The organism is Alloscardovia omnicolens DSM 21503, assembly GCF_000420505.1.
Lineage (GTDB): Bacteria > Actinomycetota > Actinomycetes > Actinomycetales > Bifidobacteriaceae > Alloscardovia > Alloscardovia omnicolens.
Genome location: NZ_ATVB01000016.1, coordinates 1 through 21,749 on the forward strand (window position 1 = coordinate 1; position 21,749 = coordinate 21,749).

Sequence of the window (21,749 nt, forward strand, 5' to 3'; positions counted from 1 at the left end):
ATAGGCTCGACACCACATCTAGACGCGTACACGTCAACAAACTCATATTCCAGTTCCTGGTCTGCTCACACCTGGAAACGAAAAAAGCTGATACGTGTCTGTAAAATCTCATTGACACGTGTAAGTTCCCTGCTTCCTCTATGTAACCGTTTGAGTTCTTCTTAAAGCCTGCCACGCCGATAAAGAAGGAAATACTTGAGCATCAGTCGCGCGACTCCATCCACGCAATGTTTCATGTGATACTCCAAGCAAAGAAACAAACTCGAATAACTGCCTTATTACCCGGTTCTATATTAGTTCTTGTTTTCTTCAAGAGAGTTCTACAGCACGAGTTCTAAAATTCTTGTGAATACCCTTTACCCTGATCCACAACCCCTATCATCCCCCCTAAAAAAAGAGAATCCACCAGAAACAAAAACCAACCCATATCAGACGATGTAATTAATGCGGCATTGCCAAAAAAAGTTGGAGCGACTGTTGCTCGTACATTGGTTTATTCTGACGATTCTTTGAGTGCCCCCCCAGGGACTCGAACCCTGAACCCACGACTTAAAAGGACGCTGCTCTAACCATTGAGCTAGAGGGGCAACATACGGCATAATAGCACATCCGATGAGCGATTGCAAAACTCCGTGTTGCCAAAATGATTGATGGTTGTTGAAAGCACATATCTAAATTATTTTGATATAACAGAAAGGTATTACTCGAGTAGAAAATACGCTATGAAAACAATTAGCATAAACTTCTCTTAGTTGTTTTTCTTTAATATGTATAAAGGAGCAGGTCTAAACATGGATAAAACGAAAACTTTGCTTAAAAATATGTTGCTTGGGGATTGATGTGAACAAAAACCAGTTCACATCAGATGTTATCCATGCTCACTGATTGCTGATTGGAGATAAAGAAAGGAACAATCGTTATGTCTAAGAAAGCTACAGAATTTCAACTAAAAATCATGTCGCGCGGCTATCGGGGTAAAGGTATCTTTAAGCCGCTCAATACCGGCTTGATTGATGAACATGTGCGCTGTGTGCGGGAATACGCTGCCAATGTCTTCTTTTATACGAAAGAAGAGCAGACCATCATGCTGGATGCCGGCTACAACTATCCGCGCTTGAAAGAGAAGATGAAATGGCTGGATCTGGATTCGGCAAAGATCACAGATATTCTCATCACGCATCAGGATACCGATCATGTGGGTGCGGTTGAGGCAGACAACGATGGCCTTTTCCGGTATGCCCATCTTTATATCGGAGAAATTGAAAATCGTTATCTTACAGGTGAGGTGCGCCGCAAGGTGAGCTTTGGTCTCTACAAGCTGCCGCAGGTCATGATTAAAAACGAAAAAACGCTGCTGAAAGACGGCGAAGTCTTTCAGATCGGCGACATCCGCATAGAGGCTTTCTTAGTGCCGGGGCACACTTGGGGACATCTGGTTTATCTCATTGACGATGCCTATGTGTTCTTGGGTGATACCATCTGGCTGGGCTATGACGGCGGCTATAGCTTTATCAATGCCTTGGCGGAAAACAACAAGCTCGCCATTCGCTCTCTTGCCGCTTTGAAGGCAAAGCTTGAAGAACGAAACTCGCGTCCGATGTTCATTACTGGACATACCGGTTACAGCCGCGACTTCGACTTTGTCTTTGCTCATACCGATAAAGCGTGTAATGCTTTTTGTAAACAAAAGCCCGTTGATCCTGCGGCGCCCTATGACAGCTACGACGAAAGCGATGACACCCCAGAAGGTGCGCAGGGTGGTTTTTTGCCGGAAGCTGCACAGTATGGAGGCAAACGATGATTCTGACGCTTTTCCTATCTTCGATTATGATGGCAGGGCTTTTCTTACTTTTATTGGCGGGCGTAGGTTTTATCCAGGACAAGAAGTTTTTTACACCAGCACCCAAAGCCGTTTATGAAGCCGTCGAGGAAAAACCAGAACGTTTTCGCGGACAGCATATCCTCGGCTGGAGCTTAGCCCTGCTGGCGATGCTTTGTATGGCGGGAGCTGTTATTGTCGGTGCAGTAGACGGTATCAAGAATGGCTTTACCTTTTTGCAGTTTTATATACGCTTTGCCGTGATGATGCTTTTGCTGAAAGTCTTTTATATTTTCTTCTTTGATTGGTTTTTGCTTTGTAGGTCTACGTTCTTTCCGCATTTTTATTCGGAAGTCAAAGCCTTGTTGAGCCCGCAGCTTTTTGGCTGCAACAAAAAAGATCACCTCATCCATGTCATCGCTATACTTGTGGGCTCTGCTGTCTTGACGGGCTTATGTGTGTGGGTTCAATAAGGGAACTTAAATCATGAAACAAAAAGAAAATCGGGATAATAAAAGCTTCTGGGATCGCATTGCCAAGCTCTATACGCGAATACAGGAAAAAGGAAACAAACAACTCTATGAGACATTAATCAAGAAAATCGAAGCACATTTGTCGGATGAGCAATCTGTGCTGGAGCTGGGATGTGGCACTGGACAGCTTAGCCTTCCGCTTGCGCCAAAGGCAAAAACATGGCTTGCTACAGATTTCTCAGAATGCATGATTGCAGAGGCAAAGAAAAGGGAAAAGTCTTCAAATCTTTGCTTTTGCGTGGAAGATGCGACAGCACTTTCCTTTGACAGCAATCGCTTTGATGTTGTGCTTATAGCTAATACGCTGCACATTATGCCAAAGCCAAAAAAGGCCTTAGAAGAAATTCATCGCGTTCTTAAAACAGATGGCTTACTGATCGCACCCACCTTTGTCGCTGAAGAAAAGATCCATCGACTCAAGCTGTGGCTGATGAAAAGAATCGGATTTCGTGTTTTTCACAGCTGGAAACTTGCAGAATTTAAAGCATTTATCTGTCAAAACGGTTTTGAACTCCTGCAATGCGAACTTCTACCGACCAGTCCTTGGTCAGAGTGTTTTTTAGTGGCCAGAAAAATCAATGGCACCGTGGGCAAAGGGAGCGATTCCAAGGAGGTGTGATCATGGTAATTCATGACATCAATCAAGATAAACAAGAGACCATCGTCCTTATCCATCCCATGAATTTTTCCGGGCAACTCATGATAGAAAGTATGGCAAAAAAGCTGGGAAACGAGTATCGCTATATCGTTCCGAACCTTTCCGGGCATGGGAAGGCAAAAGAAATCCCTATATCAGCACAACTGAGGAAGCAGCCACGCTTGCCTGTTATTTAAAGGAGCATGATCTTTGTGCCATAAGGATGGTCTTTGGCGCTTCCCTGGGTGGAGGAGTTCTCTTTGAACTGGTCAAGGATAAAAACTTGCACATTCAAAAACTGTTCTTTGAAGAAACCAGCTTTTTTGAAAAGCAGGACTTATCTCAAAAATGCTGGGGCATGTATTTCTGAGTAAACAAAAGAAAGCACGGCAAGATCCCCAAGCGGCAATCAGTCAGGTCGCCAAGCGCTATGGAAAGCACGCGAAGCTGCTGGTTGACACACTTGTTTCGATGGACAAGCAGAGCATCAGAAACATTGTGTACGATTGCGGGCACATCCGCTTCCCGCACTTATTGGAAGATAGGCAGAAAGAGGTCATCTTTTCCTATGGGGACAAAGATCCGAATCTTGGACACGCAAAAAGAAGTATCAAGAAACATTATCCCAAAACGGAAAAATCTGGCAAGGCTATGGGCACTGCGAGGAGATGACGCAAAACACGGAGGCGTATCTGACGTTTGTAAAAGAATTTTTGGATTCGGATTTATGGAATGAGAAAGATAAAAGTTGATGGATATCCTACGAGCAATACTTGACGGCGTGGCGATCGCCGCAATTTTTAATGGGGCTGTCGCAAGCTTGGCACTGATCAATCCAAGATGGTTTTTGGACTCTTATCCAAAGGCCATTCAAAAGGCAGCTCTTTTACCAATGACAGCGCAAGAGAAAAAGATAAATCTCATATTCACTATCGGTCTCGTTGGGATATGTTTTGTTTATTCGGTTGCGAGCCTTATGCATTCCCCAATTATTGGTTTTTGGAACTTGTTTTGGATGAGCTATATTCAGTGGAGCATCTTAAATGCAGGAGATTTTTTGCTGTTAGATTGTCTGTTATTTCAAGGAAAATATAAGAGCAAAATTGTTATTCCCGGCACAGAGGGGCACAAGGACTATGAATTTAAGAATTGGATGAAGCACTTGGCGATTTGGGAACATTTCTTGTTTGTACCCTTTCTGCTAATACCAATCATATCGGTAATCCAGGCGTTCATTATTGGAGTGTTAGTCAGATAATTTGCAATCTGTAAACCTTTTAACGATTGCTCGCCAAGGGGTACGAAAAACGTAAACAGACACACCGGCAAGAGCCACAGGAAAGCCCCAAAATCATACAAAAACCGCCACGGAAAGCAGTGACGGAAGCTCCGCAGAAAGGCGATAATCCCTGTAAATCAAGGGATTTCGAGATTAAACACATGACTTACGCACCAGCGTTAAATTGTATCAAATACAGTGTTGGAATAGAACCTGAAGATTGATAGCGTGTAATATTGTTCGTTTTGTCCGTTTAAGTCCTGTTACTAGATTATGTACGAGTAACAGGAGATAACTCAAGAACAGGAATGTTCGTCATTCTGTATCTTCTTAAAATGTGAGAACTGATTATTGATAGGTTTTGACATCTATGAGCTAAGTTATAGCAATCATCTCCTCATGACGTGAGTGTAGGCCTGCTTGCTTATAAGCTTCTCTTTAGTCGAGTGCAGGTTTCCCATCAACTGAATCTGCTGGAATACCTAAACGATCATCACGGTTGCGCCACCATGCAGACAGCACAGAACCGGAAATATTATGCCAAACGCTAAAGAATGTTGATGGAATTGCAGTCAGCGGTGCGGCTGCAAAAGAGGTCAGAGCTAATGTTGCACCTAAACCAGAGTCTTGCATTCCCACTTCGAAAGTAATTGCTTTCTGCTGGGCATACTTAAATCCGTGAGGATAAACTGCATACATAGCGCGAGAAAAACCGTATCCCAAAGCGTATCCACACAGATTATGCAACATAACAACAGGAAGAGCTAACAGACTTTCTGAGCTGAATAACTTCGTATGATTAGCAGCTACAACCACACCAATAATAAGCAAAATAGTAACCTGAGATACGATAGGCAGCACAGGAGTGACCATCTCAATTTTCTCTTTGAAAACCATATGACAGAGCACTCCCAACGCTACAGGAATAAGCACAACTTTTACAGCGCTCCAGAACAATGATTGCCAAGGAATAGCTACATATTGCGACGCAAGAAGTTGCATAAGCAGTGGAATGAGGAATGGCGCTAATAATGTTGACAAGATACCGATAGAAACGTCTAAAGCGACATCTCCGCGGGCAAGAAAACTCATAACATTCGATGATGTTCCTGACGGGCAACATCCAACGAGAATAACGCCCACGGCAAGTGGTCCGCTTAAATAGAAAAGCGCGCATAAAGCAACAGCAATAAGCGGCATAATAACATAATGCGCAACAGTTCCCACAATAACCATAAATGGCTGCTTTGCTGTACGCACAAAATCATCAACAGATAAAGTCAACCCCATGCCGAAAAGCACAATGCTCAGCAAATAACCGGTATAAGATTTTGCCCATAAACTTGTGCTCGGCACAAAATAATTAAAAACTGCCCATACGAGCACAATAGCAGTGAACTATTTCGTCAGCCATGTAGCAACGGCTTTAACCTTACTCATTCTCTCTCCTTCTGACTGTATGAAGCTCATCTCTCAACAAACATACTAGGAGCAGGTGGTAGCTTAGACGTTGTGATGTTCACAACGTGACCCTCAGGGGCGAGTAGAGTTAAGAGCGCACGGAAACAGTGAGTGAAAACATATGGTCATGCGTGCGCACAATCATATCGCCACCATAACGTGTGGCAAGAGCGCGTATAGATTTTAAGCCGATGCCGTGAGCCCATGAATTATCTTTGGTTGTAGCTGGTAAACCATCATGGAGAGTTAACTCATCGTGAGTATCGTCAAAATAGTTATCGCATTGAAAAACAACCATATTGCCATGCTCACGTATGGTTAGAGCAATAACTTTTTTCTCATCATCGTCTAAGCGTTTTACGTATTCTTGCGCGTTATCAAGTGCATTTCCCACAATCGTATATAAATCGACCATATGAATACGCTCTACATTCACTCGGTCAACCATGCAACTAAAACGAATATTATCTCGTGCACATTCAATGCGATGCTGGTTGAGAATAATATCTAAGGCTTCATTTCCTGTGCGAATAATGGAATCGTAACGATCGATAAGTTCTTGAGTATGTTGCACATAGTCGTGCTGAGACTGATTATGTGGGGAAGATAAGGCGAGCACTTGATGTTTGAAGTTGTGAATATGCTCGTTCATCACTTCCATAGTTGTTTTCATTGTTTCATGCTGGCTAGAGCGTTGCGCGCTGAGCAGTTCGAGTAATGCTGTTTCTTGCTGAAGCTGAGTAATATAGTGCAATGCATATTGAAAGAGAAAAATAACGACAGCTATTAGCCCTGCCATTGAGCTGGTAAAGCTCAGAATAGAAAGAATATGCACGTTATATGTGTTCGTAATGCGTGGTATGTGGTATTCTACAATCTCAATAGCATAATTACTCGTAACATAGATGACAACAAAACTTATGCCATAGAGAACGCATAGTCTTTTACTTTCTCTGAATAGGGGATACATAATTTTGTCAAATAACGGACTAAGCCACACGCTTGCAGCCCAAATAGTTAAACCATAACTCACACAAATAATAAGCATGGCAGCGAAAGGATGACTTGAAATAAAGTCAGGAATAATAATATTAAATAAAATATTGCGAATAAAAGATGTTAAAAAACGCTCTACGCAAATACCGAGGATCCATCGAGACATGGCATCCGTCCACGACGTTGCATAACACCATTTAATAAGAAAAAGCGGCGCAATAAAAACAACTGCAATCCACATGCTCATAGCAAGAGTTAGATTAACAGAGGGCTGCAGGCGAGTGGCAATATTCACGAAAAAGATGGGGTTTAAAGACGTAATGGTTAATCCGCACACTGCAGATAGGGGTAGAGCAAAAGCGTAGGATTGTGAGTGAGGAGCACTGCGTCGTAAAAATATCCACATACATAGCCAAAGAGTAATAACAAATCGGAAGGATTCAAAAAAGCTTAAAATAACTGTCATCATTGCCCTCCCACGTAGGCTAAAAAGGCAGGCTGTACATCTTTTTTATACGAACGTCCAATAGGAATACTGCGTCCAGCACATATGATTTCAGTTGTATAGATTGCTTCGATATGCTTCATATTTACGGCAAAACTTTTATGAACACGCAAAAATCCATATTGTTCAAAAACACGTGACTGATTTGTCATACTATCGCGGACTTTATAGACTGCTCCATGCACAGTAGAGATGAAGACATAGTGATCTCGTGCTTCTAGAAAACTAACGTCGGTAAGATTAATTGATCGCAAACCGTCAGTAGTAGTTATGGCGAGAACGGTACTTGTTTTCCCCCTCAATCGTTTTTAATATGCGCGTTATTTTCATGGCAAAATCGAAATACGATAATGGCTTAATAATGTAATCGCTTGCTTGAACCTCATAACCTTGCACAGCGAATTGAGCAAGATGAGTAACAAAAACAAGAGCTACAGCATCATCGATACGACGAATTTGCGTAGCCGTTTCCATACCGTTAATACCCGGCATCTCTATGTCGAGAAAAATAACGTCGAATACGCCACGCTCATAGTTATGGAGTAAGTCACTTCCGCGAGTGAAGTCATATGTTGATATAGAAGTTCCATACTCCGTGTTGTAGCGTTGAACATAAGCGCGCAAAAGAGAGCGAATTTCTGCATCGTCATCTACAAGAGCCAGCCTCATTGCTTAGCAATTCCTTTCTTCTTTTCTCTTCTTTCAGTCTACGCGAAGTTGAGGGGTAAAACAGTGCTGTTTGCGTCAAAATTCGGTTGTGTACGTTCTTACGTTTAGCGGCGAAAAAATAGGTTTTAGACTGAAAACACGCTGATTGCTGTAGGAAGTACTGCAGTAGTTTTTCGTGTATTTTTCAAAGGAGAGAAAATGGTTAAGAAAACTCGGAAAGAAAGTAAAAAACCGTTATCGATAATAACTTCAGCAATAATGATTGCTATTGCAGCCGTGCTTTGCGTTGCTACGGTTATTGGTCATATGTATTCGCGACAATATGCAGATTTAATTTCTGTGTATTTTAATCAGCCTCAAACTAAAATTGTTTCAACAGGAGATAAGAATACACAACATTTTGCATCCTCTTATAAGAGCGACGCAGAGCGTGAGAAAGCACTGAAAGAATTTGGCTCTGATATTCTCCGTGAAGGTAGCACTTTATTGATTAATCAGAAAAATGCCTTACCATTAAAATCTTCAGCAAAAATCACTGTACTTGGTCAAAGTTTCGTTGACCCTGTATATGGAGGCGGCGGTGCCGGATCGATTGATGTAAAGAAAGCAATAAATTTTGAAACTGCTTTTGAACAGGCTGGTTTACAGGTTAATCCAACTGTTACTGAGTTTTATAAAACGGGAGCAGGTAAAGATTATCGTAAAACAGTTCCTGATGTTTTTGGTCGAGGAAAACTTGCGGTTAATGAAGTGCCAGTAAATCTCTATACCGATGAAGTGAAAAATTCTTTCGATGAGTATAAAGATGCTGCTGTGGTTGTTATCGGTCGTACAGGAAGTGAAAGCTCTGACCTGTCAACGAAGACCTTGGAGTCTGGATCAACATATTTGCAGCTAGACAAAGACGAGCAAGAACTTCTTGATATGGCACGCAATAACTTCTCGACTGTTGTGGTTATTCTCAATACTCAAAATGCTGTGGAATTAGGGCCGCTTGTAGAGAAGAAAGTTGATGCAGCTCTTTGGGTAGGTGGTCTCGGTCAAACAGGCGCAATTGGAGTTGCGGATGTTCTTACAGGACAAACCAATCCTTCTGGACATCTCCCAGACACCTATGCATATGATTCACAAAGTGCACCATCTATACACAACTTTGGACGTTATTCTATTGCTAATTCTCAGGTGGAGCGTGGAAATGCCTATATTGCTTATCAAGAAGGAATTTATGTGGGCTATCGTTATTACGAAACACGTTATGAAGACGCTGTTTTAGGCAATGAAAAAGCTGGCGCATTCAATTATGAGAAGCAAGTGCAGTTCCCATTTGGTTATGGCTTGTCATACACGAGTTTTGAATGGAGCAATTTCGCGCAATCTGAATCGAAAGATGGATACGATTTTAGTATTGACGTAAAAAATACGGGAAAAGTTGCGGGTAAGGATGTAGTTCAGCTGTATATGCAATCTCCATATACGGATTACGATAAGCGCAACCATATTGAGAAGTCAGCAGTGGAGCTTGTAGGTTACGCTAAGACTGCTGTGATAGAGCCAGGTAAGAGCGAAACTGTTAGTGTGCATGTGTCGAAAGAAGCAATGAAAAGCTACGATGCTTACGGCAAGGGCACATATATTGTGGATGCAGGAGATTTCTACTTTACTGCAGCAACCGATGCACATGCGGCTGTGAATAATATTTTGGCGACAAAATCGAAGAGTACAGCTGATGGTATGACTGCTGATGGTCGTAAAGAGTTTGTGGTTAAGAAAGTGCAGCAGAATTTTGATGACACGACATATGCAAAATCTGTGGTAACAGGACAACCAGTAGTTAACCAGTTTGCCGATGCCGACATAACAACATACGACTCTTCAGCGCAGTACCTTTCTCGTTCTGACTGGGAAGGAACGTGGTCACGCACATATGCAGATGGTTCATGGACAGCTCCAGATGATTTCGTGAAGGCACTAGAAATTGACACAACAGTAACTCAGCCGAAAGCTACACCGCGCACAGGTCAGATTGATAAATCCTTGGGCAAACTCAATATGGCAACATTAATGAAAACCGATTCTACGGATAAAGCTTGGACTGCTGCGATTGAACAAATGAGCGTTCAAGAGCTTGATGAATTGGTTCGTATTGGCGGATATGCTACGAAATCCGTGGACTCTACCCAGTTGCCTGCAACTGTAGATAAGGATGGTCCAGCAGGAATTTCGAGCACTCTGGTAGGCGGAGAAAACGGTGTGGGGTATGCGCCTGAAGTGGTGGTTGCCGCTACATGGAATACAGATCTTGCACGTGACTTTGGTGAAGCCATTGGAGAGGATTCTATCGCTTTGAAGGTGGCAATCTGGTATGGAGCAGCAGCCAATATTCACCGCAGTCCTTATTCTGGTCGTAATTTCGAATACTTCTCGGAGGATCCTCACATTTCTGGAGCAATGAATGCTGCAATTGTGGCTGGCGCTCGCAGTAAAGGTGCAATAGCAACAGTGAAGCATTTCGCCCTCAATGACCAAGAAACGAATCGTACTGGTGGAGCGATGCTGGCAAATGAACAAAGCATTCGAGATTTGTATCTCAAGCCTTTTGAAATGTCTGTGCGCGATGGTGGTGCTTTGGGCATGATGGCTTCTATGAATCGTATTGGAGCACGATGGACAGGTGGAAGCAAAGCATTGATGACCAACGTGCTGCGTGGCGAATGGGGTTTTGAAGGCTTCGTTGTTACGGATCAAGCATCTTACTCTGTTTTTGCTTACGAGGATTTGCGTGAAGGATTGGAAGCTGGAACTGATTTATGGCTCAATACCGATGCTAAGTTATGGAAGCTTGACCAAGCGGATATGACTGATGGAGTAGTAGCACACATGCAGCGAGCCGCGAAGAATATTAGTTTTGCGATTTCCCGCTCTAACGCAATGAATGGGTTATCGAATGACTCTACTATTGTTCGGGTAACTCCGTTGTGGATGTGGGGTGTCTATGCTGTGGAAACTGTTGTGGCAGTTCTCTGCCTAGCTTTGCTCAGTGTAGCGGCACGTGATTTATATCGTCACGCTAGTGCTCGTAAGAAGGCGCGTAATAATGAAGAAGATTAAGGATTAATGGTTTTATAAGATTTCTTTGTGAATCCAAGCCTTATGTCTTTCTATAACCTAGCGTGTGATTGTTAAGTTGGGGCTGGTGTGCTTTTGGTTGGGCATGCCAGCTTTAACTTTTCGACTTTGCTGGTTCTTCGGTTTTTTAGGGGTTTGTGTAGGTTGCAGGTGTCTGAAAGTTGTGAGCGCACAACGCTAACAATGCTTGCGGTCATCGTTGAGAGTGTTTTCAGTCTTCGTGCTGTGCGTGAATCGTGGACTGCTAGAGCAAGTCATGTTTCGCGTTGTGTTTTACCCCTGTGAACATGATTAGAACACTCGTGAATCATGGAACGCTCTACCAAGTCACGCTTCACGAACCACCATAGGGCTCCTACACACCGCAATAATAACCAGATAAGCCAAACCAAAACCCCACGAAAACCCCCAAAAGTCACTTTGCTGGTTTTATAGGTTTTGTTTTGGGTGAGGGGGATGCTTTGCGTTATGATTTTGCGAGCTTGGTTGCAGATTGTATTCATAGATACACTTGTTATGTCACTTTCCGCTTAAAAGTGGCATAACAAGTGCGTCACTCTTCATATTTCGTATATGCGTGTTCCACGTGAAACACTGCTGAGAAGATGCTCACAATAATGTAAGGCTCGGTTACCGCGCGATATGCACAGCAACTGAGCCTGGACAATTGGTGGAGTGAGGCGTTAGAAACTATGCCAAGTTTTCAGAAGCAATCTTCGCACCCTGAGCCAAGGATTCCAGCTTTGCCCAACCAATATGGGAGTGAATACGTCCACCCATACCGCAGTCGGTAGAAGCAACAACGCGGTCAGCACCCACGATAGAAGCAAAACGTTCAATGCGTTCTGCCACGAGTTCAGGATGCTCCACAATATTTGTAGAGTGGCTAACAACACCAGGAATCAAGTACTTCTCAGCAGGAAGCTCAATATCCTTCCAAATCTTCCATTCGTGTTCATGGCGTGCATTAGCTGCCTCGAAAGTCAAACCGTTAGCGTTAACGGACAAAGCCAAATCCACAATCTTCTTGAACTCCAAATCTGTGGAGTGTGGGCCATGCCATGAACCCCAGCATACGTGATAACGCACGAGAGCAGGGTCAATGCCTTCCAAAGCGGAGTTCAAAGCCTCAATGCGCACACGAGAGAATTCACGGTAAGCATCTAAATCAGGTTCAACCTTGAACTGATCCCAAGACTCAGTCAAATCTGGAGCATCAATCTGTACTGTTAAACCAGCATCGGTAATAGCCTTGTATTCTTCGCGCAAAGCCTTAGCCCAAGCCCATACGGATTCTTCATCATTATCATAGTAGGCATTACCTACGCGGGCTGCAGAAGCAGGGGATACGCTGGCAATAAAACCATCAGAAACAGGCTTACCTGCCTTCTCTAAAGCGGCCTTCAGTGCGTTAATATCGCGCTGAACAGTTTCCTGACCTGTATACTTAATCTCGCCAGTAACGGTTGGGAACACAACACTTTGCCCATCGGCAATATGAATGCCTGAGGTTGGGTCAGAATAAGCATCTGCAAACTTAACCCAGTCGCGGCGGTCAGTAAATGCATCTAACTCGAGCTTGCCTTCAGGAGTCGGCTTATGTGCAGGTGGATTATCAAGAACTTCCAAACCGCTAAAACGCTGGAAAGAGTAGCTCCACCAAGCGCCGTAATCTACCTTGGTAGTCATGGCATGACCATACTCACCATCGTTCACAATATCGATGCCGATATTCTTCTGCTTTTCAACCACCTGATTTGTTTCATCAGTAACAATCTGAGCAAATTGCTCGTCGCTCAGCTCGCCCTGCGCATGTGCTTCATTAGCAGCAAGCAGGCTGTCGGTACGTGGAAGCGATCCAACGTGAGTAGTACGAATACGTGCCATGTTTTTCTCCCCTCGAGAAGTAGAACGGATGCAATGTTCTTCATTTTAAGGCAGAGTAGAGTAAAACGAAGTAGTTTTAGCAAAGTAAGGTATAGCTGAAACTTATAACGCGCGTGATAATTGCGTATTCTATGATGTTTAATGTATTTTCAGCGAAGCGAAACAAGCTAAGCAAAACAAGCGAAACCAAACAGTAGAGCAAAGCGTCAAACCGCGAAAGCGCCTGTCGGCGCGCAGGCCGCTCGCAGCGGCAAAAAATGAAGCCCGGGGCTTAAGCACGGCTTGACGCGACTTATATTGTAACGTGTTGAGGGCTCGCGACACAAGTTAAGCAGTCAGAGAAAACTTAATGAAGTTCGCCGCTTCTCCACAGTTTCGCGCCCTGAGCAAATTCTTTTGCTGTGCCCGCTAAATGTTTCGCGTTCTTTATAACCGCAGTGCGATGTGTTCCAGGAGCTAGCTGTGAGGCGCGTTCAAACAAAGCACGCGTTACTACGCCACAGAAGGTAGATGATCTTTCTAAAGCGATAGAAAGATCACCGGTAAAAGCGCCAGACAGAATAGAATCAGCAGTTCGCGCTATATCCGAGGCTTCCGGTGAAATATTAACGCCGGTAATAGCGCTGGCAGCGGTGGGTGGAAGCTCGACTTCGGTCCATAAAACAGCTAAAGACTTCTGATTGCGCTGCATCCACGTGCGCATGGTGTACAAGCGCCACAGAATTCCTGGTAAAGATTCAGCTTCTGAGTTTGCCCATAATTCTGCAATAGTATCCACACCCTCGGTATCTACGAGAGTAATAACGCGTTGCACAATCTGTTCATCTTGAGTATGGCGAACACGGTCGAGCAGAGCTTCGGCAGTGGAATGTGCTAGCTCACGCAGTGCCTGCGGATCGGCTCCGCCAGCCATATGGTCGATGAGTGCTTGATTGAGCTGCATCGGCCGTGAAAAACGTTGCGCTCCGCTACGATGTGCTGCAAAAGCAGTACCTGCATGAGAAATTCCGGTTGAATTAGAAGACAATAGGTTCTACTTTCTGGACGCTTGTAACAGTGCAAGGATTTGATTCTATGGTAAGAGCTATTGCTTGTCCAGGAGCTAAAGCTTTCTTACCGCGTAAAATTTGTATAAGTTCGCGCGAAACTGTTGGATCTGCTGCTAGAGGAGAGAAAAAATCTGCTGTACTGCTCAAATGCTGCTTGGCAACAATAAGAGCTGCGCAAGGCAAAGATGACTGCATGATATTTTCCATAGTCTGTTCCAACTGCGATACAAAAGGATTGTGTTCAGTTGCATTACTTCCGCGATGGCTATGTTTAGAAGCAGATTCATCAGCGTGACTTAAAGCTCGCACTGGAAGATGAGTGAGATTATGCCACGGCTCTGCTGTGCGCTGGCATGCAACCGTAGTATCTGTATATATTTCGTGAGGCATATAGCAACTTAACTCTGTGACAAGAGCATGTGCTTGAGCAGCTCCCAGAGGAGAGAGCGGACGAGATGGCGACGAGCCGCCCCATTTTTTCTTCGATATGGCGCTTGCTTGGCGAGCAATAATAAGCGTGCAGCTATGCTGTTGATGCGCTGAAACGCGGCGAGAAAAATCAAGTAAAATATTTTTATCGTCTGCTCGCGTCAGTAAATTTAATGCATCATCAATACTGAGCCAGCGTATCTCATCTGTTTCGTTGACGGTACGATGGATTATCTGACCAAAGCTCGCTGAACGCGCGTTGAGCATATGCTCAGGAATATCGCGAGCTATCCAATAACTGACATATTTCTTTACGCCTGTGCGAGCTTTTTTGTTTGAGATCACGGCATCAGAATTATCAGCACCTAGAACATACGATATACGCGCCAAAGGTGCTTCAAGAACAATATGAACACCTGTTTCCTCAGCAGTTTCACGCACAGCAGCATGAATTAAAGATTCATCAGCGTCGAGCTTCCCCTTAGGAAAACTCCAATCGTTATAGCGCGGACGATGAATAACGCATACGCGCAATTGACCGAACTCGGTAGTGCGATAGACCACCGAGCCAGCCGCTTGAATACTTCGTGATGCCATATTGTTTATGAACGCTTACGACGTGTGTGTTGTTCAATGAGTAATGATTGGCTATCTTGCAAAGGATTGCCTTGTTCATCTGTGCTGTGACGCTCATACGAACCGTCTGACAACATGTGCCACGAACTTGTTGCATCAGACATTTGCGTATCGATATAGTCGAGCAGTTCCTGAATTTGTGCAGGATCTGTGATGCGAACCAATGCTTCAACTCGACGGTCGAGATTGCGGTGCATCAAGTCTGCAGAGCCAATCCATACTTCAGGACCGCTCATAGGACCTTCACCAATTTGCGGACCTTGAGAGTTAGCAAAAGCAAAGATGCGACTGTGCTCTAGGAAACGCCCCAAAATGGAGCGTACACGAATAGTGTCGCTAAGACCAGGAACGCCAGGCTTTAGAGCGCAAATGCCGCGTTCAACAATATCGATTTTTACTCCTGCTTGGCTAGCGCGATACAAAGCATCAATGCACTTTTCATCGACAAGGGAATTAACCTTAATCTTAATCCAGGCTTCTTTACCGTCGCGGGCTGCCTGTTCTTCGCGCTGAATGCGCTCAATAAGGCCAGTACGAATGGTTCGAGGAGCCACAAGCAAACGATGGAAACTCGATTTTGGAGCATATCCAGACAGCTGGTTAAACAAGCGTGTTAAATCTTGACCAACTACAGGATCGCAGGTGAGCAAACCCATATCCGTATACATACGTGCGGTCTTTGGATTGTAATTACCCGTTCCAATATGGCAGTAACGGCGCAAACCATCGTTCTCGCTGCGCACCACCATCGACAGTTTGGAATGAGTCTTCAAACCCACAATGCCATACACCACGTGCACGCCCGCGCGTTCAAGCTTACGAGCCCACGCAATATTGGCTTCTTCATCAAATCGAGCTTTAATTTCTACCAAAGCCAAAACCTGTTTGCCAGCATGAGCAGCGTCAATCAAAGCATCAATAATCGGCGAATTACCGGAGGTTCGATACAAGGTTTGCTTAATGGCAAGAACCTTCGGATCGTTCGCGGCTTGCTCTAAGAATGCCTGCACAGAGGTAGAGAAGGAGTCGTATGGATGGTGCAGCAAAATATCGTTTTCGCGGATTGCAGCAAAAATATCTTGCGCACGACTGGTCTCTACCTGAGCAATCTGTCGGTTCGTTGTTGGAATAAAGGACTTATACTTCAAATCTGGACGGTCAATGCCGTGTAATTCAAACAGGCAGGTTAAGTCCAGCGGAGCTGGCAAACGATAAACTTCAGATTCATCGACCCCCAGCTGAGTAATGAGTACCTTACTGAGATAAGGGCTCGTAACATCCGAGAGCTCCAAACGAATAGGAGGTCCAAAACGACGACGCAGAAGCTCTCGCTCCATAGCATTGAGCAGGTTTTCTGCATCATCTTCTTCAACGTCAATATCTTCGTTACGAGTTAAACGGAAAGCGCGTGCTTCCTTAATCGTCATTCCTGGGAAAAGCGTTTCGATGTGGCTGAGCACAAGGTTTTCCGTAGTAATAAAACCATGGCGACGCTCTGCCTGATCATCAAGTGGTGCATTCTCATTGGTTAAGCGGTCTACTGGGTAGAGACGAGGTAAATTATCTGGAATTTTCACGCGAGCAAAATGAGTTTTACCGCTTGCTGCATTCTCTACTAATACAGCCAGATTCAACGAATTACCGGAAATATAAGGGAATGGGTGTGCTGGATCAACCGCCAAAGGAGTAAGTACCGGGAAAATATAGCGGCGATAGACTTTAGTAAGTTTTTCTTGCTCAGAAGGAGTAAGATCTGCCCACTTGAGCATGACTATATGTTCCTTCTCTAAAGCAGGAAGCAAAGTGTCTTTGAAGTAGTGTGCATGCTCGTCTTGCAGACGATGCGCGCCCTCAGTCAGTTCTCGCAACTGCTGACGAGCGCTTAAACCACTTGCACTTGGCACAGCAATACCAGAATTAATGCGGCGTTTGAGACCTGCTACACGCACCATAAAGAATTCATCGAGATTGCTAGCAAAAATAGCTTCGAAATTCGTGCGTTCCAGTAAAGGAAGTGTCTCGTCTTGAGCTAATTCCAAAACGCGCTTATTAAATTTAAGCCAGCTGAGCTCGCGATCGTAGAAACGATCGTCGGGCAGTGGTTTGTAATCCGCGGTAAGAGCGGAATACTTATCTTCTTTTTCGGTTTCTGCAATATGCTCAGCAATTTGATTGCGAAGTATTTGCTTGCTCGGACCAGTAAATTGTTGCACCATAGCTCTAGTCTATTAGGTTGCCTGACTTTTTAACTTTATGAGTTTCTTTATGCGTTCCTTTATGAATTCCTTGATGAATTTCGGAAGTTGGTGTGGGGTGAAAACATAAAAATACCGACCCCCGAAGGGGTCGGTATTTACCAAGTACTTAGTGGAATCTCTGCACAACTTCATTGTTCTGGCGGTAAAGTCTGTTCGTCCGCCCTACTCATTCAGCTCTTCCGTGGCTGCTACATGTGTGGGCCCCACTCTTAAGTTTTGTTCTTGGTACTTTTATTATGCACTCTTTACCGTTATTTTGCCAAATATTTTGGCTATTTTTTATGAAGAAAAATGGGAATCTTCACAATTGAAAATTTACTTCTGATGTTGAGCGAAAGTATGAATATTTTTGCTCACTCTATGAGTGAAAAAATCTAGAAATGTTTGATTCTGTGCAGTTCATAGAAGAGTACTGAATTTATGTGGATAACTCGGCGTGTTTTCACATTGGTTCACATATTCCTCTCACATGGATTTCTGAGTTTATATGCTCCACAGTAGAAATATGACTCACTATTATTCGCTACAACACTCAGTGTTCTCAACGTCCTCAGCACGCACGCAGGGCGAGGAGCACAAACTGACTATGCCGCCTACAACGGCGGCTCCCGCAACGGCGGTCTCATCGGTAATCCTTCTTCCTATTGTGGGTGCTAGCGGAGGCTTAGGTGCAAGTACTTGTGCCCTGCAGTTAGCTCGACTGTGCGCGCACGAAGGTTTACGCACATGCGTTATCGATGTGGATTTTTCCGGTGGCGGTCTTGATGTGCTTGCTGGATGCGAAGAACAGGAAGGTCTGCGCTGGCATAATATTCAAGCGCCACTGGGGTCTATTGATGCTGAAGGTTTTCTGAACGAACTGATTCAATGGGACGGCATACCTCTTTTACCGTATTCCCCGTGGGAAAATCGAGATACTCAATGGTGGGAGATAAAAGCAGTTTTTGAAGCTACCAGTGTGCACAGCGATATTATTATTTGCGATTGCGGACGCACTGTGCCCAATAAAGTTATTGCTGCGTGGAAATCCACCCGAGCTCAACTGACCATTATTCCCGTTATTCTTATGCAGTGCACAACCTTAGGTATTGCTCGCTGCTCTGTGCTGTTGGAATGTATGCGCCACAATATGCATCCGCATTTTTCCGACTGTGAGTCTGCGCTACTATTCGAATCCGCTTGCTCGATAAATAAGTTAGTAAGTAAAACACGCAAACGAAACAGCCATATGTCAGTTGCACAAGTAGAAGATTTTCTTCACGCTCGCATATATGGTTCTCTTCCCAGCGATCCCCGTATAACTCGTAGCGATGCTCAGGGCTGGCCTCTTCCACAAGCAAAGCCTGAATATGAACGAGTATTACAAGCATTCATTCGCGAATATTGCCTGACGAATAGCCCCGATAAATCTGGTACCACACACAGAAATACGCGAGGAAGGAGAGTGGCATGACAACTATGCTTCTAGGTCCACTATCTGTTTTCGCTGACGAAAATGGGGTAACAGATATTGCCGTAACAAGTGATGGGCGAGTATGGGTAGATAAAGGCTACGGTATGGTTGAACGCAGTCTCGACATTGGCAGGCTCAGTCCATCTGCTGTACGTGATTTTGCTATTCAACTATGTGCTAGCTTAGGAAAACGTTTAGATGATGCCTGCCCTATAGCTGATGCTTCTTCTCACGATGGAGTACGTGTGCACGCTGTTTTAGCACCTATCGTTCCTCAAGGAGCATCCTTATCGATTAGATTACCCCATAATAATTTGAGCACTCTGGAGCAACTAGGGGAGCAGGGCATGTTTCCTCGTGAATGGACCGTTCTTTTCCATCGGATTATTGCCAGCAAAAAATCTATTCTTATCTGCGGAGGAACAGGAGCGGGTAAAACCACTTTTGTAAAAGCCTTACTATCCGCTATTCCTGATGATGAACGTGTTGTTATGGTCGAAGAAATTCACGAATTAGAACACAGCGCGCATATGAATAGAGAATCACTTGTTGTGCGAGACGCTAATGCGGAAGGTGCTGGAGAAGTAAGCTTAAGCAGTTTAGTGCGGGCAACAGTGCGTATGCGACCCGATAGGATTGTGCTAGGCGAATGCCGCGGAGAAGAAATAGCTGATTTATTGCGTGCCCTCAATTCCGGTCATCGCGGATCAATCGCTACCATACATGCAGATAGTTTGGAACGGCTTCCCTCAAGACTGTGTACTTTAGGTTTACTCGCCCATATTTCTGTTCCTGCTATGTCTTTATTAGCTGCAGGAGCCTTCGACCTCGTTATTCATATTGAACGCACAGAAACAAGACGACATATTTCTCATATTGGACGGCTACGCGTCTCGGATGAGGGGAAACTATATGGAGAGCGCCTCAGCTCTTGGGACGGTAAACATGAGCCGCACAACAGTAAAGATTTTGAGCAGTGGTGCGAAAACCTAGTGCCCGCTCTAGATGAAGATAGTCTTAATGCGGATTCAACCATCGAATTCTCTCGAATTGGAGCAACCTTACCATGAAGAGTACGCAATACTGGCGAGCTTGCTATGCGCTTCAATCAGTCGAGCAAGCGTCTTCTTCTCGTTATACTCCTACAGAACTTATTGTTAGCCTGATAGCAATACTGAAAGCAGGAGCATCACTGTATGAAGCCTGCGCACAGCTGAGTCATAGACCGCATACCCAAGTAACGATTGATGATTATTTAATGCGCAGACTAGTACACACAACAGTGCATCCAAGCTCTTTTCGTCAGTATGTGACTGAAGATGCTTTTGTACATCAGCTCTGTGCTGTATGCAAGCTCAGCGAAATGGCAGGCTGTTCTACTGCTCAGTGCCTAGAAATATTGCATGAAGATATTCGCCGTCACGAGCAACGCAGCCAACGAAGAACAGATGCCACTGCTGTTGCTTGTATGACTATTCGTGTTTTGCTTGCCTTACCTCTTTTTACCTTCTTGGTGAGCAGCCTAAGCGGAGTAGATAGCTTTGTTTTTATGACGTCTTCGCCCCTGGGTTGGGGATGTATCGCTTTGTCTGTGACCTTATATGCCGCCGGTTTAGCGTGGATGAAGGCTTTGCTTAAACGTTTCGAGAAAGCAACGCAGCCGTCACTTATGCCTCAATTTATGACGCTTCAACGAAGAAGGAGATGATGATGTTGTTGTTCATTCACCGAATCCATCAGCTGGTTAGAGGCTCCGGTATTGACCGCGCGCATGATTTTAGCCCTGAGCTCGTGCTGGAAATGCTAGAAAGCTGTTTGCAGCAAGGAGCATCTTTACCCGCGGCTTTACGCACAGTGGGATGTGTGCTGAGCAATGAGCAGGGGAAGGCTCTGCAAGATATTGCGCAAGGCTTGATGTCTGCACAAGATTGGGATTATGCGTGGAAGCCGTATCTTACACGGGGATATAGTGTGCTCAGCATTATGCATGATGTTTTAGAGCCAGCATATAAACGAGGAGTATCGCCTTCACTGCGTATTGAAAATGCAATAGAACAATTGCGTGATAACGAAAACATAGCCGTTAGTTATGCCTCGCATGAGCTAGCTGTGGGTATTTTACTGCCTCTCGGTTTATGTTTCTTACCTGGTTTTGTTCTGCTCACGGTTATTCCTCTGCTCTCTTCATGGTTTGGTTTGAGTGGATAAGGGTGGACAAAGAAGCAGCTGCGACACGGTTATTCACATTGGTTCACATGTACATTGTGATACCTGATTTTTCAGTTTCACATTCCACAATAGAAATTACAAACTCTTCAGAGTTTGATCTTCACTTAACGAAACAAAGGATAATTATGAAAGATACTATACAAACTATGATGATTTGCTCATTCCTTCATTTGCAGTCTTTCCTGCAACGCAGTACTCGTGCTCTGAGTGCATCCGATGATGGAATGGCTACAGCAGAATATGCAATTGTTCTTGTAGGTGCAACAAGTTTCGCAGGAATTCTGGTTGCTCTGCTCAAATCAGATGCTATTCGTTCCCTCATATCGCAGTTGATTACCAATGCGCTCTCTATGGTATAAAGCGCACTACGCAGTGCGTGCAGCTTTTCAGCAGGTGACCCATGTCATCACTGCTCATGATGGTGGCGCGGTCACCGCTGAATTTGCTGTTGTGTTTCCGACTGTCGTAGCGGTAGCCGTACTTGTGCTAAGCATGACGCGAATTGTTATGGTGCAATTGGATTGCCATGATGCTGCTCGACAAGCTGCATACAGTGTTATTCTGTCTGAACAAGCTGGTGCCTCTACAAGCACAGCACAGCGAGAAGCTATTCGCGTTGCCCAACGTAGCGCAGGCGTGAATACTCAGGTGAAAGTGCTATGGGCAAAAGAATCTTTCGACATTCGCACAACCTGCCCAGTAGCTGCGTTGGGGCATGCTCATCTTCCTTTTACAGTTGTTGGTCAAGCCCAAGGAAGTCGTCATGAATGGTTGGAATAAAAA

21 protein-coding genes and 1 tRNA gene are annotated in these 21,749 nt (G+C 44.5%); 13 read left to right on the forward strand and 9 right to left on the reverse strand.

Annotation, left to right across the window (positions count from 1 at the left end):
- Positions 1–514 precede the first annotated feature (514 nt).
- Positions 515–587, reverse strand: a tRNA-Lys gene (locus G464_RS0106510).
- 332 nt (positions 588–919) lie between these two features.
- Here G464_RS0106510 and G464_RS0106515 point away from each other — a divergent pair.
- From G464_RS0106515 to G464_RS0106535, 6 genes are all read left to right on the forward strand, one after another.
- Complete coding sequence (locus G464_RS0106515; protein WP_022857211.1) at positions 920–1,801, forward strand: MBL fold metallo-hydrolase; 882 nt, start codon at positions 920–922, stop codon at positions 1,799–1,801.
- Positions 1,798–2,292, forward strand: a complete 495-nt coding sequence (locus G464_RS0106520) for a hypothetical protein (RefSeq protein WP_022857212.1) — start codon at positions 1,798–1,800, stop codon at positions 2,290–2,292. Before G464_RS0106515 ends, G464_RS0106520 begins: the two co-directional genes overlap by 4 nt.
- A 13-nt stretch (positions 2,293–2,305) precedes the next feature.
- Positions 2,306–2,971, forward strand: coding sequence for a class I SAM-dependent methyltransferase (locus G464_RS0106525; protein ID WP_022857213.1), 666 nt, complete (start codon positions 2,306–2,308; stop codon positions 2,969–2,971).
- A 2-nt stretch (positions 2,972–2,973) separates the two neighbouring features.
- The gene (locus G464_RS09730; RefSeq protein ID WP_051126692.1) at positions 2,974–3,186 is read left to right on the forward strand and encodes a hypothetical protein; all 213 of its coding nucleotides are present in this window, start codon (positions 2,974–2,976) and stop codon (positions 3,184–3,186) included.
- A 151-nt stretch (positions 3,187–3,337) separates the two neighbouring features.
- Positions 3,338–3,661 carry a hypothetical protein gene (locus tag G464_RS09735; RefSeq protein WP_051126693.1) on the forward strand — a complete coding sequence of 108 codons (324 nt, stop codon included), beginning with the start codon at positions 3,338–3,340 and terminating at the stop codon, positions 3,659–3,661.
- A 79-nt stretch (positions 3,662–3,740) separates the two neighbouring features.
- Entirely contained in the window at positions 3,741–4,247 is a 507-nt protein-coding gene (locus G464_RS0106535; protein ID WP_021617189.1) for a hypothetical protein, read from the forward strand.
- A 459-nt stretch (positions 4,248–4,706) separates the two neighbouring features.
- Here the strand turns inward: G464_RS0106535 and G464_RS09255 are convergent, their stop codons facing one another.
- The 4 genes from G464_RS09255 to G464_RS09745 form a co-directional block, all read right to left on the reverse strand.
- Positions 4,707–5,657 (reverse strand): bile acid:sodium symporter family protein, encoded by a 951-nt coding sequence (locus G464_RS09255; RefSeq protein ID WP_244264124.1) that lies wholly within the window; start codon positions 5,655–5,657, stop codon positions 4,707–4,709.
- 160 nt (positions 5,658–5,817) lie between these two features.
- Positions 5,818–7,131: an ATP-binding protein gene (locus tag G464_RS0106545; RefSeq protein WP_162138583.1), complete on the reverse strand. Its 1,314-nt coding sequence runs from the start codon at positions 7,129–7,131 to the stop codon at positions 5,818–5,820.
- Positions 7,132–7,190: 59 nt separating this feature from the next.
- Positions 7,191–7,532, reverse strand: coding sequence for a LytR/AlgR family response regulator transcription factor (locus G464_RS09955; RefSeq protein ID WP_080651178.1), 342 nt, complete (start codon positions 7,530–7,532; stop codon positions 7,191–7,193).
- Positions 7,489–7,899, reverse strand: a complete 411-nt coding sequence (locus G464_RS09745) for a LytR/AlgR family response regulator transcription factor (protein ID WP_049187599.1) — start codon at positions 7,897–7,899, stop codon at positions 7,489–7,491. The genes G464_RS09955 and G464_RS09745 overlap by 44 nt, the downstream gene beginning before the upstream one ends.
- 198 nt (positions 7,900–8,097) lie before the next feature.
- Here G464_RS09745 and G464_RS09265 point away from each other — a divergent pair, with 198 nt between their 5' ends.
- Positions 8,098–11,007: a glycoside hydrolase family 3 protein gene (locus tag G464_RS09265; protein ID WP_022857215.1), complete on the forward strand. Its 2,910-nt coding sequence runs from the start codon at positions 8,098–8,100 to the stop codon at positions 11,005–11,007.
- 708 nt (positions 11,008–11,715) lie between these two features.
- On the opposite strand, the gene G464_RS0106560 is transcribed toward G464_RS09265, so the two are convergent.
- The 4 genes from G464_RS0106560 to G464_RS0106575 all read right to left on the reverse strand — a co-directional run bounded on the left by G464_RS0106560 (position 11,716) and on the right by G464_RS0106575 (position 17,242).
- Positions 11,716–12,912 carry a cobalamin-independent methionine synthase II family protein gene (locus G464_RS0106560; protein WP_022857216.1) on the reverse strand — a complete coding sequence of 399 codons (1,197 nt, stop codon included), beginning with the start codon at positions 12,910–12,912 and terminating at the stop codon, positions 11,716–11,718.
- A 346-nt stretch (positions 12,913–13,258) separates the two neighbouring features.
- Positions 13,259–13,939 (reverse strand): hypothetical protein, encoded by a 681-nt coding sequence (locus G464_RS0106565; RefSeq protein WP_022857217.1) that lies wholly within the window; start codon positions 13,937–13,939, stop codon positions 13,259–13,261.
- On the reverse strand, positions 13,929–14,987 hold the full coding sequence (locus tag G464_RS0106570) for an NUDIX hydrolase (RefSeq protein ID WP_022857218.1): 1,059 nt from the start codon (positions 14,985–14,987) through the stop codon (positions 13,929–13,931). Before G464_RS0106570 ends, G464_RS0106565 begins: the two co-directional genes overlap by 11 nt.
- A gap of 5 nt (positions 14,988–14,992) precedes the next feature.
- On the reverse strand, positions 14,993–17,242 hold the full coding sequence (locus G464_RS0106575; protein ID WP_022857219.1) for an RNA degradosome polyphosphate kinase: 2,250 nt from the start codon (positions 17,240–17,242) through the stop codon (positions 14,993–14,995).
- A 628-nt stretch (positions 17,243–17,870) separates the two neighbouring features.
- Between G464_RS0106575 and G464_RS09750 the strand changes: the two genes are divergently transcribed.
- From G464_RS09750 to G464_RS0106610, 6 genes are all read left to right on the forward strand, one after another.
- Complete coding sequence (locus G464_RS09750) at positions 17,871–18,737, forward strand: CpaE-like family protein (protein ID WP_022857220.1); 867 nt, start codon at positions 17,871–17,873, stop codon at positions 18,735–18,737.
- 5 nt (positions 18,738–18,742) lie between these two features.
- Positions 18,743–19,807 carry a TadA family conjugal transfer-associated ATPase gene (locus G464_RS09275; protein ID WP_080651180.1) on the forward strand — a complete coding sequence of 355 codons (1,065 nt, stop codon included), beginning with the start codon at positions 18,743–18,745 and terminating at the stop codon, positions 19,805–19,807.
- Positions 19,804–20,445, forward strand: coding sequence for a type II secretion system F family protein (locus G464_RS0106595; protein WP_022857221.1), 642 nt, complete (start codon positions 19,804–19,806; stop codon positions 20,443–20,445). The genes G464_RS09275 and G464_RS0106595 overlap by 4 nt, the downstream gene beginning before the upstream one ends.
- On the forward strand, positions 20,445–20,945 hold the full coding sequence (locus G464_RS09280; RefSeq protein WP_160300847.1) for a type II secretion system F family protein: 501 nt from the start codon (positions 20,445–20,447) through the stop codon (positions 20,943–20,945). The genes G464_RS0106595 and G464_RS09280 overlap by 1 nt, the downstream gene beginning before the upstream one ends.
- Positions 20,946–21,091: 146 nt before the next feature.
- Complete coding sequence (locus tag G464_RS0106605; protein WP_022857223.1) at positions 21,092–21,325, forward strand: DUF4244 domain-containing protein; 234 nt, start codon at positions 21,092–21,094, stop codon at positions 21,323–21,325.
- A 13-nt stretch (positions 21,326–21,338) separates the two neighbouring features.
- Positions 21,339–21,746 carry a TadE/TadG family type IV pilus assembly protein gene (locus tag G464_RS0106610; RefSeq protein WP_160300848.1) on the forward strand — a complete coding sequence of 136 codons (408 nt, stop codon included), beginning with the start codon at positions 21,339–21,341 and terminating at the stop codon, positions 21,744–21,746.
- The last annotated feature ends 3 nt before the right edge of the window (positions 21,747–21,749 follow it).